The organism is Gordonia sp. SID5947 (assembly GCF_009862785.1).
GTDB lineage: Bacteria > Actinomycetota > Actinomycetes > Mycobacteriales > Mycobacteriaceae > Gordonia.
Genome location: NZ_WWHU01000001.1, coordinates 2072914 through 2084921 on the forward strand (window position 1 = coordinate 2072914; position 12008 = coordinate 2084921).

The 12008-nt window shown below is 65.4% G+C and carries 9 protein-coding genes; 5 read left to right on the forward strand and 4 right to left on the reverse strand.

The annotated features are described in order from the left end of the window. The first annotated feature begins 85 nt into the window (after positions 1-85). Positions 86-1006: an LLM class flavin-dependent oxidoreductase gene (locus tag GTV32_RS09585; protein WP_161060063.1), complete on the forward strand. Its 921-nt coding sequence runs from the start codon at positions 86-88 to the stop codon at positions 1004-1006. Positions 1007-1116: 110 nt separating this feature from the next. On the opposite strand, the gene catA is transcribed toward GTV32_RS09585, so the two are convergent. The 4 genes from catA to GTV32_RS09605 are packed head-to-tail and all read right to left on the reverse strand — an operon-like array spanning position 1117 to position 4341. Continuing rightward, entirely contained in the window at positions 1117-1992 is an 876-nt protein-coding gene (gene catA, locus GTV32_RS09590; protein WP_161060065.1) for a catechol 1,2-dioxygenase, read from the reverse strand. Positions 1993-2046: 54 nt separating this feature from the next. After that, on the reverse strand, positions 2047-2331 hold the full coding sequence (gene catC / locus GTV32_RS09595; protein WP_161060067.1) for a muconolactone Delta-isomerase: 285 nt from the start codon (positions 2329-2331) through the stop codon (positions 2047-2049). Between the two features lie 4 nt (positions 2332-2335). Further along, positions 2336-3442, reverse strand: a complete 1107-nt coding sequence (locus GTV32_RS09600) for an enolase C-terminal domain-like protein (protein ID WP_161060069.1) — start codon at positions 3440-3442, stop codon at positions 2336-2338. Beyond that, positions 3439-4341, reverse strand: a complete 903-nt coding sequence (locus tag GTV32_RS09605; protein ID WP_161060071.1) for a LysR substrate-binding domain-containing protein — start codon at positions 4339-4341, stop codon at positions 3439-3441. The genes GTV32_RS09600 and GTV32_RS09605 overlap by 4 nt, the downstream gene beginning before the upstream one ends. 235 nt (positions 4342-4576) lie before the next feature. Here GTV32_RS09605 and benA point away from each other — a divergent pair, with 235 nt between their 5' ends. From benA to GTV32_RS09625, 4 genes are all read left to right on the forward strand, one after another. Beyond that, positions 4577-5956 carry a benzoate 1,2-dioxygenase large subunit gene (gene benA, locus GTV32_RS09610; RefSeq protein WP_161060073.1) on the forward strand — a complete coding sequence of 460 codons (1380 nt, stop codon included), beginning with the start codon at positions 4577-4579 and terminating at the stop codon, positions 5954-5956. A 70-nt stretch (positions 5957-6026) separates the two neighbouring features. Next, positions 6027-6560 (forward strand): benzoate 1,2-dioxygenase small subunit, encoded by a 534-nt coding sequence (benB, locus tag GTV32_RS09615; protein ID WP_161060075.1) that lies wholly within the window; start codon positions 6027-6029, stop codon positions 6558-6560. A 12-nt stretch (positions 6561-6572) separates the two neighbouring features. After that, positions 6573-9353: a benzoate 1,2-dioxygenase electron transfer component BenC gene (gene benC / locus GTV32_RS09620; protein WP_161060077.1), complete on the forward strand. Its 2781-nt coding sequence runs from the start codon at positions 6573-6575 to the stop codon at positions 9351-9353. 29 nt (positions 9354-9382) lie between these two features. Beyond that, complete coding sequence (locus GTV32_RS09625; protein WP_161060079.1) at positions 9383-11986, forward strand: LuxR C-terminal-related transcriptional regulator; 2604 nt, start codon at positions 9383-9385, stop codon at positions 11984-11986. The last annotated feature ends 22 nt before the right edge of the window (positions 11987-12008 follow it).

Here is a 12008-nt window from a genome sequence, read left to right on the forward strand (position 1 = left end):
GTAGCCGCGAACGAAGTGGGCGGCGTATCGAGACCACCGCACCAACACCTCGACCAGCACACTCGGACGAGAGTACGTTCCAGAGATGGAGTACGGCGCACATCTGCCGCTGATCGACCTCGACGGTCGTGGCTGGGATGTGCAACGGATGGCGTCATATGCGCGGACCGCACAGCGGCTGGGATTCACCACCCTCGCGGCCAACGATCACCTCGCGTTCGGCCGGCCCTGGCTCGACGGGATCGTCGCGCTGTCGTCGGTGATCGACGCGAGCGGCGATCTCGACCTCGCGACGACGGTTGCGCTACCCGTGGTCCGCGGCCCCGCGGCGCTCGCGAAAGCTGCCGCAGCTCTGGATATCCTGTCCGGTGGTCGATTCGTACTCGGCGTGGGTCCGGGCTCCTCGGCAACCGACTACGCCCTCGCCGGTGTCGACTTCGACGAGCGCTGGCCCCGATTCGACGAAGCGGTCAGGGTGTTGCGGATGCAACTGGGGCGCGACGACGACCCGACGTCGTCTGGCCGTCGCCGCCCTGCCCCGGCCGAGTTGGCGCCGCGACCGAGCGGACCGGGCAGACCACCCGTGTGGATCGCCAGTTGGGGGTCGCCCGCAGGTCTGAGACGGGTTGCGCGCCTGGGCGACGGCTGGATCGCGTCGGCCTACAACACGACCCCGGAACGACTCGATCTGGGTCGGGAGACCTTGCGCGCGAACCGCTCCACCAGCGATGGCCGTGAACTGACCTGTGTGCTCGCCACGATGTGGACTCGAATCACCCGCGACGGGCATGAACGGGCGGAATGGCTCTCCCGGCTGGCGGACCTCGTCGGTCGAGATGTCCATGACCTCGCCGGGAGGGTCCTCGTCGGCTCACCCGAGGAATGCGCGTCGTTGCTGCGCGAGTATCGCGATGTGGGTGTCCATCGAGTCCTCGTCTGGCCACTCGCCGACGACGAGAATCAGCTCGAACTCCTTGCACGAGAGGTCTTCCCGCTCGTGGGGTGACACCGGGGGCGCGGTCCGGTCACGGCACGACGAAGCGAGGGCGTATCGGGATCACCTTGTGGTGGCAGTGATCTCGATGCGCCTCCTCACTATGCTCGTCGGCTACTCGATCAGCTCTCCGGATCCAGCACGAAATCGTAGTTGACCACGACGCCGTCACCGCTCGCGGCGGGTTGCGGGTCGAGCATCAGCTCCGGCTTGACCGCGGTGGCGATGTCGTCGTCGTTGTGCGGGTCGCCCGGGAAGTACAACTGCGTGGTGATCAGCTCGTAACCCGGGGCGCTCACCTTGAAGTGCAGGTGAGCCGGACGCCAGGCGTGCCAGCCGGCCGCCTCGATGAGCTGACCGCACGCACCGTCGGTCGGGATCTGGTAAGGCGCCGGACGCAAGGTGTGGATCTCGAATCGTCCGTCCTCGTTGGCGACCCACGATCCGCGCAGGTTCCATTCGGGCAGGCCTGGGGCGAACTGCGAATAGAAGCCGAGGTCATCGGCATGCCACAGTTCGACCTTCGCCCCCGACAACGGGGTTCCGTCCACCGCGCGGACCTGTCCTGCGAACTCCAGCGGGGTGCCCGGCTCGTCGTCGCGCATCGGAATGGTGCCGTTCCACGGAAGCTCGGGCGAGCCGTCGATGTAATACGGGCCCTCGATGGTGCCCTTGCTGCCCTCACGATGTTCGTTGGCGACCTCTTCCACCGAGTGTTCGAGCCACACGTCGAGGAACAGCGGCCACTCGCCGTCTTCACCGACCCGGATCAGCCACGCCTTGAGGGCGTTGTACTCCTCGTAGCTGACCCGGTCCTCGATGATGATGTCGTTCAGTCCCTTGACCACCTTGGTGGCGAGGTAGTTGACGCGCTCGGTGTCGACCACACCGGAGCGGCTTCCGGCGCTCGCCATGCGCTCACGGAATCGAGCGGAGGCATTGGCCCCCGAGTCTGCTGCCTTCGCGGTCGTTTCGGCGTCAAAGCTGATGTCGGTCATGGGTGAAACTCCTTCTGTGCTGGCCTGTGGGCTGACGCTTCGGGTGAGGGCCGGTCAGCCCGCAGCGATATCCGAGGGATGGGTTGCCAAGGGGGTCACCGAGATGTCCATGTACGCGAACAACGGAAGCCCCGACAAGATGCTGTGCAGTTCGTCGTTGTCGGACACGTCGAAGATCGAGAAGTTGGAATACTCGCCGACGATCCGCCAGATGTGCGGCCACTTACCGGATCTCTGGAGCTCCTGCGAGTAGGCCTTCTCACGGGCCACGGTCTCGGCTCTGGTGTCCGGGTCCAGATCATGGGGGATGTTGACGTCCATCCGTACGTGGAACAGCATCTCGTCAGCTCCGATCGATGCGATAGTGGGCGAGTTTCTCGGGATCGATCTCGAAACCGATTCCGGCGGCCGATGATCGATGCAGGTATCCGTCCCGGATCTGCAGCGGCTCGGCCAGGAGGTCGTCACTCATGTCCAGGAAGTTCGACAACTCCCCGGCGTTTCGTGAGGTTGATTCGAATGCGGCGCCGAAGGCCAAGGTGCACGACGTGCCGACCTGGCCGTCGATCTGGTTGCCCATCACCACATCCAGGCCGAGTCCCTCGGCCAGGTGGTGTACGCGTCGAGACGCGGTGAAACCGGTGCGCGCGGTCTTGATGCTGATCGCCGTCGCCGACCCGGCGAGTATCTCGCGGGTGACATCGGCGGCAGTCGGCACCGACTCGTCGGCGATGAACGGCACATCGATCTGGCCGACGAGCCACCGTCGACTCACCACATCGTCGGCGGGGCACAGTTCCTCGGCGAACAGGAGTCCGAGATCGGACATCTCCTTCATCGCCCGAGCGGACTCCGACGCGGTCCACCCACGGTTACCGTCCACATAGAGGTCGATCTCGTCGCCGAATCGTTCTCGGAGAGCTCGGACCACAGCGGTGTCGAGCGTCACCGGGCGTCGACCCACTTTCACCTTGAACGTGGTGATCCCGTAGATGTCTCGCATCTTCTCGGCTTCACCGACCATCGTCGCGGGATCCGCGAAACCGAGCATGTGACTGACTCGCATGCGATCGGTGTAGCCGCCGAGCAGATCAGACACCGGGAGCGCCAGCGTCTTACCCAGCGCATCCCAGATCGCCATGTCCAGAGCAGCCTTCGCGGTCGGGTTGCCGATCGTGCGCGCCAGCCGGGAGACCACCACCTCACGCTCGAGCAGCGTCAGCCCGATCACCTGCGGCGCAAAGACCTTTTCGATGACCGCGATGATCCCGTCCTGGGTCTCGCCGTAGGTGAAGGGTCGCGGCGGCGCCTCCGCCACGCCCACGATCCCGTCGTCGGTGTGTACCCGGACCAGGACGTGCTCGGCGGTATGAACCTCTCCGGAAGCGAACTTCAATGGTTTGAGATACGGGATCGCAAACGGAATCGCCTCGATCGCGGTGATTTTCACTGTTCTTCTCCCAGATAAGCGCCGGCAAACGCGGCGGCGATGGCGTCGGCGACCGATTGCACCACCGGATTGTTCTGCCCCGCGCGCCAAGCCAATGCGAGCTCGACAGTGCCGCCGTCGACCAGATCGCGAATCACGAGACCTTCGAGTGGTAGCGAACGGACCGACGCCGGCAGAACGGCCACCCCGAGTCCGGCGGCGACCAGAGCGAGCAACACGGCTGTACCCGGCGCTTGATGTGCGCGCTGCGGAACGAAACCGGCTCGGTGACAACTTCGGATCGCGGCGTCGTTGACCGCGGAATCGCGGCTGTCGTACATCACGAACATCTCGTTGCGCAGGTCGTCCATCGAGACCACGGGCTCGACGGCCAACCGGTGGTCGACCGACACGGCGAGCACCATCGGCTCGATGTCGATCGTGCGCATGTCGACGCCCTCCCCGACCACCGGTGGGCGCAGCACACCGAGATCGAGTGACATCGTCCGCAGGCTCTCGCATTGGAGCGGCGTGAGCATGTCCGACTGGATCTGGAGGTCGACGTCGGGCAGTTCACGTTTGACGATCCGCGCGATCCTCGGTAGATGCGAGAACGCGGCGATACCGGTCAAACCCACCCGTACCAGTCCGCTGCGGCCCGCCGCGATACGCCGAACGCCGTCCACCGCGTCGTCGACCCCCGCCAGGATGCGCTCGGCCTCGCCTTTGAGATATTCGCCCGCCGGCGTCAACGCGACCTGGCGAGTTGTCCGGGTGAACAACATGACGTCCAGCTCGTTCTCGAGCTGCCGGATCGAATACGAGAGCGCGGGTTGCGCAACGTGCAGCTGCGCCGCAGCCTGCCCGAAGTGGCAGGTTTCGGCGACGGCTGCGAAGTAGCGAAGGTGCCGTAGCTCCATGTCCGTGCGCTGTCCCGTCCTGTCCGACCGTGATGACCTGCTGTGATCGACACCACGTATGAATCAACCGTAAGTCGCGGATACATACCTGACAAGGACACAGTTTTCCGCTATTGATGAACACTATCTATCAATCACATGCTTGGTCAGGACTAGTCATAGCCCTAGTGTGATCGATGCCACGCGGTGTCACAGTGCAGAGACAGCCCACATCCACCGCCTCTGGAGGTAGAGCATGACCGCGTCGACCACCGACAACCTGCACCATGTGAATTCGGTATTGGCAGATGCGGTCGTCGACGACCGCGAAGCAGGTGTCTACCGGGCGAACCGTCGCATCTTCACCGACGAGGACATCTTCGAACTCGAGATGAAGCACATCTTCGAGGGCAACTGGATCTATCTGGCCCACGAGAGTCAGCTACCCGAGCCGGGCGACTACTTCACGACCTACATCGGCCGGCAGCCGGTGATGATCACACGTGACAAGGACGGCGAACTGCATTGCCTGATCAATGCGTGCGCGCACCGCGGCGCGATGATCTGCCGGCGCAAGACCGACAACCGGATGACCCTCACCTGCCCGTTCCACGGATGGACCTTCCGCAACGACGGAACGTTGCTGAAGGTGAAGGACCCCGAGGACGCCGGGTATCCGGATACCTTCAACGTCAACGGTTCTCACAACCTCACCAAGGTGGCCCGATTCGACAGCTACCGCGGGTTCCTGTTCGGCAGCCTCAATCCCGACGTGCTGCCCCTCGACGAGCACCTCGGCGACACCCGGACCATCATCGACATGCTGGTCGACCAGTCGCCCGAGGGCCTCGAGGTGGTTCGCGGAGCATCGACATACACCTACGACGGCAACTGGAAAGTCCAGGCGGAGAACGGCGCCGACGGCTACCACGTGACCGCCACCCACTGGAACTACGCCGCCACCACGTCACGGCGCAACACCGGCGAATCGAAGAACGACACGAAGGCCCTCGACGCGGGTGGCTGGGGCAAGTCCGGTGGCGGATACTGGTCGTACCCGAACGGTCACCTCTGCCTGTGGACCTGGGCCGCCAACCCGCAGGACCGCCCGCTCTGGGACAAGATGGACGAGCTCAAGAAGGAATTCGGCGACGCCAAGGGCGAATTCATGGTCAAGGGCTCCCGCAACCTGTGTCTGTACCCGAATGTCTATCTGATGGACCAGTTCTCGACTCAGATCCGCCACTTCCGGCCGATCGCGCCGGACAAGACCGAGGTGACGATCTATTGCATCGCCCCCAAGGGTGAGAGCGATGCGGCGCGCACCCACCGCATCCGGCAGTACGAGGACTTCTTCAACGCCTCAGGCATGGCGACGCCGGACGACCTCGAGGAGTTCCGGTCCTGCCAGCTCACCTTTCGGGCCGAGGCCGCACCGTGGAACGACATGAGCCGCGGTGCCGAACACTGGCTGACCGGTCCCGACCCGGTCGCCGAGACACTCGGGATGACCGGCGTGATCTCGGCAGGCATGAAGAACGAGGACGAGGGGCTCTATCCGGTACAACACGGCTACTGGCTCGAGACCATGCGCAAGGCCGCCGAGGCCGAGGCATCGTCCTCAACGGTCGCGTAGCCCCGCCGGACCGCCTTGCCCGACACCGAGACCACGCCCTCTCCGAAAGACCCGTCAGACAGGACATTCGATGACCGCCACAGAGCCCACGCCGACCACCACCGCTGCGGAAAAGCTCATCACCCAGAACATGATCGAGCAGTTTCTCTACCGCGAGGCCCGATACCTCGACGACCGTGAGTTCGAGAAATGGCTCGATTGTTACGCCGACGACGTCGTCTACTGGATGCCCGCCTGGGACGACCGCGACCGCTTGACCGAGGACCCGCAGCGGGAGATCTCCCTGATCTACTACGGCAACAAGGGCGGCCTGGAAGATCGGGTCTTCCGCATCCGGACCGAACGGTCGTCGGCGACCTCACTGCCCGAACCACGGACCAGTCACAACATCAACAACGTGGAGGTCATCGAGCGTCGAGGTGACCTCGTGGACGTCCGGTTCAACTGGCACACCATGTATTTCCGGTACAACACCGTCGACCCCTACTACGGCACATCGTTTTACACGATCGACTTCTCGGGTGCGCAACCGCTGATCCGGCGTAAGACGATCGTGCTCAAGAACGACTACATCCACCATGTGGTGGACATCTACCACTTCTAGGGACATCAGCACATGAATGTCACGACAGACCGGAACTCGGCTGCGGCCACCGAGGCCGAACCCAGAACCCACCAGATCGCGCTGGCGTTCGAAGACGGTGTCACACGATTTATCACATGCCGCGAGGACCAGACCGTGGCCGACGCGTCGTATCGCCAGCGGATCAACATCCCACTCGATTGCCGCGACGGGGCGTGCGGCACCTGCAAGGCCTTCTGCGAATCCGGCGACTACGACGGCGGCACCTACATCGAGGATGCGCTCTCCGACGACGAATCCGCCGCCGGCTACGCCCTCCCCTGCTCGATGAAGCCGAGATCCGATCTGGTGCTCGACATCTCGGCTACCTCTGACATCGCCAAGACGCAGGCGTCGACGTTCACCGGGTCGGTCGTCGGTCTCGATCGGCTGTCGGAGACCACGATGCGCGTCAGTATCGAGATCCCGAACCGCGGTGACCTGGCGTTCCTACCCGGCCAGTATGTCAACATCGCGGTGCCCGGAACCGATGACGGGGCCGGCAGCCCGCTCACACGCTCGTATTCGTTCGCCAACGGCCCGCACGAGGAGCGACTCGTCTTCTTGGTGAAGCTGACGCCGGGTGGTGCGATGTCCACCTATCTCACCGACCGCGCACAGCGTGGGGATCCGGTCACCCTCATCGGACCACACGGTTCGTTCTTCCTCCGCGAGGCGATCCGACCGGTTCTGCTCCTGGCAGGCGGTACCGGTCTGGCTCCCATCCTGTCGATGCTGCGCAAGATGCACGACGACGACAGCGACCGTCGAGTCCATCTCATCTACGGGGTGTCGACCGACATCGACCTGGTCGCGCTCGACGAGATCGAGTACTTCGCCCGTGAACTACCCGGATTCACCTGGGACCACTGTGTTTCCGACCCTGGTAGCGCGGCGTCGAACAAGGGCTATGTGATGAGCTTGATCGAGCCCGAGCATCTCCATGGCGGCGACGTCGCCGTGTACCTCTGCGGACCGCCCCCAATGGTGGAATCTGTCCGCACCCACATCAACGAAGCGGGGATCGAGCCGACGGGGTTCTACTACGAGAAATTCGCGCTGGCCGTTCCCCCGGCGGTGATCGAGGAGGCGTCTGCCGTCTCGACGTCCGAGCCGGTGAACCCGGTCGGCGACGAACCGGTGATCCCAGCACCCGATGCGCGCGCCGTCGCCGGCCAGATCACCCTTCCGCACAGTGACATCGCACCCTGGCCCGGCACTGTCGCCCTCGAGGAAGGTGACACCCGTTCCCGCATCGCCGGACAGCGGGTGTGGCCGGCGACCGGGACGACCGTGGAACTCGACCCCGACGACGGCGCATTGGCGCCCGTGTCCGCTCGCGGCATCGCCGGTCAAGAGATGTTCGCGCCGACCGGGCTCGAGCCACTTCGGTCCCCGGAATTCACACCGCCGGCGGTCGCCACGGCCGCGGTACCGGTATCGGGGACCTCCGATACCCCTGTGGCACAGCAGGCCCCGAACGCCACCATGGTCACACCGGAGGGCTACCAGATCGGCGAGGAGCACCCCGCCATCCACGAGTCCGACGCGCTGTTCGAAGCACGCGCCGCGTTGGAACTCGGGGCGCTCGAGTTGACATTCGGCCGTCTCAGCAGCCGACAACTCGCCGGCTACCGGTTGCTCGCGGAGACCACATTGCCGTTCGTCGACGGCGAGCATTTCGTCGATGCCGCGGAGTACACGGAGTCCAACGCGAACTTTCACGACTATCTGTTCACGCTGACCGGCAACAACCACCTCCTCGAGGCCTACAAGGCGCTCGGGGTGAAGGGCCGGATGGGCGAGGTGCTGCGCAACGCCACGTGGTGCCATCCACGATGCGCCCAAGACCACGTGGACATCGTGGCGGCATTCGAGTCCGGTGATCGTGAGGCGGCGCGCACGTTGATCGCCGACCACGCCGACCGGTCCAAGGAGACCATGCGGCGCGCCATGGCCGACGAGATGGCCACGAACCGACCGCGATTCGTCACCCCCGGCCGATTCGCCGGCAAGGTGGTGGTGGTCACCGGCGCCGCGCAGGGTATCGGCGCTCAGGCGGCGCGGCGGGTCAGTGCCGAGGGCGGCAAGGTGGTGCTGGCGGATCGTTCCGACATCGTCGCCGAGGTGGCCGGGCAGCTCGACGCCACGGGCCCCGGTGCGATTCCCGTCATTGCCGACCTCGAATCGTATGACGGCGCCGAGTCGGTGGTGCGTGCCGCGCTAGGGGCCTACGGTCGCGTCGACGTGCTGATCAACAATGTGGGTGGTGCGATCAACTTCAAGCCGTTCACGGAGTTCACCGAACAGCAGATCCGGGCAGAGATCGACAGGTCGTTGATGACCACCCTGTATGCATGTCGCGCGGTGCTCCCGTCGATGGTCACCGCGGGCAACGGCGTCATCGTGAACGTGTCGTCGGCCGCGACGCGTGGCATCCATCGCATTCCGTATTCGGCCGCCAAGGGCGGTATCAACGCCATCACGGCCTCGCTTGCAATGGAATACGCAGACAGCGGCATCCGAGTGGTGGCCACCGCGCCCGGCGGTACCCAGGCGCCGCCCCGCCGCATCTCTCGGGGCACCCCGGAACCGACGAATCCGACCGAGCAGCAATGGTTCCAGGCGCATGTCGACCAGACCATCTCGTCGTCGCTGGTGAAACGCTACGGAACACTCGACGAGCAAGCCGCCGCGATCTGTTTCCTCGCCTCCGAGGAAGCTGCCTACATCACCGGGACCGTACTGCCGGTGGCCGGCGGCGATCTGGGCTGAACCTCACTCATCGGACATACGATGGGACGGTGATCATCGCGGCGGAGTGTCTCGGACGGGATCGTGAGATCGCCCAACTTCTCGATCGCGCCAGGGCCGCGACCCGACCCGGGTTCATCACCATCGTCGGCGACGCCGGCATCGGTAAGAGCACCGTGTTGCAACGGCTCGCTCAGGTCGCCGGGGAAACCGGCGTCGATACCTGTCTGCTCTCGGACGGGGCCGTGCCCGGAACAGTCGTCGACGAGATCATCGAGAGCGCCGCGGAGCCCGTGCTGCTGCTCGCCGACGACGCCGACCAGAACGACGACCTCGTCCGCGACGTCGCTGCGCAGGTGCGGTCCTGCCGCGATACCCCAATACTGGTTGTGCTCGCCGCCTCCCGACCGACGCCCGCGATCAGCGCTCTGCTGCCCGATACGCTTCGCCTGAGTGGCCTCGATCGTGACGACATCGCTGCCTTGGCGATCGCGCGTGGCCGGGTTCTCCATCCAGTTGTCGTCGATCGGCTGACCGAGCACACCCAAGGCAATCCCCGCGACGCGATAGCCCTGCTCGACGAATTGCCGTCGGGCGTCTGGTCCCGGGTCGACGTCGAGCTTCCCGCTCCCGCTCGCGTGGTGCTGGACGTTCGTCGTCGGCTCGCGGTCTGCAAACAGCCGACCCGCGCGCTGATCGAGGCCATTGCCGTGCTCAGCGACTCGGACTCGCTGGGCACGGCCGTTGCCCTCGCTGAGATCGACGACCCGCTCGCGGCGGTAGACGAGGCCCTGCGGACCGGTTTGGTGGTGGCACCCACCGCGCTGACACCGGCACAGGCCCAGCCACGCGTCGCCGGAACCCTGATCCGGGCGGCGATTCTGGAGGTCATGGGCATCCGCGCCGTCGGGGACCTCCACCGCCGGGCCGCGTCGGTCGTCGCCGATCCGGTCCGACAACTCCACCACCGCGTTGCCGCGACGGCGAACCCGGATCCCGCGCTCGCCGACGCTCTCGACTCACTCGCCAGAGACCGGGGCTCCGACGGTGCCTGGGCCGAGGCGGCCGGACTGTTTCAGCAAGCCGGTCGTCTGACACCGGATCCCTTGATACGCGAGACACGTTCGACATTGGCGCTGGACGCCTTGCTCGCGGCGGGCGACTGCGTGGGTGCAGGGGCATTGGTCCCACAGGTGGAGAGCCTTCGGGAAACGCCACTGCGAAATGCCGCCCTGGCCTACCTCGCCATCCTGCGCGGCCGCGCGGCCGAAGCGCAGGTGCGCCTCGACAGAGCCTGGGACATCGTCAGTTTCGATCGTGATCCGGACACGGCCGCCCTCATCGCGCAACGATACGTCCTGCACAACCTGGTCCGGTGCCAGGGAACCGAATTGGTGGAGTGGGCCGACCGCGCCATCACGATGGCGGGCAGCCGGTCGCCCGCCGGTGTCGAAGCGGCGGTGATCCGCGGTCTCGGCCTGGCGTGGTCGGGCAGGTCCGCCGAGGCGGTCGCCGAATACGCCGCCCTCACCGAACAGATTCGATTCGGGGCGCAAGCGCAGCGCGCGACGATGGGCCGTGGCTGGCTGCAACTGGGACTCGACGACGTCGGCGCCGCCCGCAGCAATCTGGAGACGGCAGTGTCGATGGCCAATCTCGGCGGGTCCGCGCGGATCTCGCTGTGGGCGCTGGGCTGGCTGGCTCGAACGCAGTTCCTCACCGGTGACTGGGAACCGGCATTGCACTCGGTGGAACAGGGACGGGTGCTTGCGCGCACCAGCGGGATAGCGCTGGCCACTCCGCTCCTGAATTGGACTGCTGCACAGATCCACTCGCTACGCGGGGATTGGGGCGAGGCCCACCGCAGCGCGCAGGAGGCGGCGACCGCCGCCGGCGATTACGAGATCATGCGCATTCCTGACCTGCTCGCACGCGGACAGATCGCAGAGGCCGCTGCCGACTACGGCAAGGTCAGGCGGACCTTGGAGCCGTTGACGCGCATGGCCGAGGAGGTTCCCGGGCTCGGTGAGCCCGGCTGGTGGCCGTGGGTCGATGTCTTGGCCAATGCGCTCGTCATCGACGGCCAACTCGACGCCGCCGATGATCTGTTACGCCCGTACGAAGAGCTCGTCGAGCAACGCGGACACCGGTCCGCGTCGGCCCGGCTCAAGTACGCTCGCGGCCGGTTACTCGGTGCGACCGGCGACATACACAAGGCCAGAAACACTTTCGAAGAGGCGCTGGAGCTCTTGGACGGGCTGCCGCTCCGTTATGATCTGGCGCGCGTCAACTTCGCGTACGGCCAGACACTGCGTCGCGCGGGCAAACGCCGCGCTGCCGACGTGGTGATGGGAACAGCGCGGGAGATGTATCTGTCGCTCGGCGCCGGCACTTACGTGGAGCGGTGCGAACGCGAACTCAAGGCGGGCGGACTCAACGTCCTCCGATCGGATCGTGATGCGGTCGACCTGACGCCGCAGGAGGAAGCCGTCACCGAGTTCGTCTCGCGCGGCATGTCCAACCGCGAGGTCGCGGCGGAACTGTACATCTCCCCCAAGACGGTTCAGTATCACTTGACTCGCATCTACGCCAAACTCGGTATCCGATCTCGTTCCGAACTGGCGGCGCTACGCCGGCTTCCGCCGGTCGAGTAGACCCGAACGCACCCAACCGCCG

What these genes read in the sequence shown, in the direction of transcription:
- GTV32_RS09585 (WP_161060063.1), top strand. Translation starts at nt 86, where the DNA reads ATGGAGTACGGCGCACATCTGCCGCTGATCGACCTCGACGGTCGTGGC.
- GTV32_RS09605 (WP_161060071.1), bottom strand. Translation starts at nt 4,341, where the DNA reads ATGGAGCTACGGCACCTTCGCTACTTCGCAGCCGTCGCCGAAACCTGC.
- catA (WP_161060065.1), bottom strand. Translation starts at nt 1,992, where the DNA reads ATGACCGACATCAGCTTTGACGCCGAAACGACCGCGAAGGCAGCAGAC.
- catC (WP_161060067.1), bottom strand. Translation starts at nt 2,331, where the DNA reads ATGCTGTTCCACGTACGGATGGACGTCAACATCCCCCATGATCTGGAC.
- benB (WP_161060075.1), top strand. Translation starts at nt 6,027, where the DNA reads ATGACCGCCACAGAGCCCACGCCGACCACCACCGCTGCGGAAAAGCTC.
- benA (WP_161060073.1), top strand. Translation starts at nt 4,577, where the DNA reads ATGACCGCGTCGACCACCGACAACCTGCACCATGTGAATTCGGTATTG.
- benC (WP_161060077.1), top strand. Translation starts at nt 6,573, where the DNA reads ATGAATGTCACGACAGACCGGAACTCGGCTGCGGCCACCGAGGCCGAA.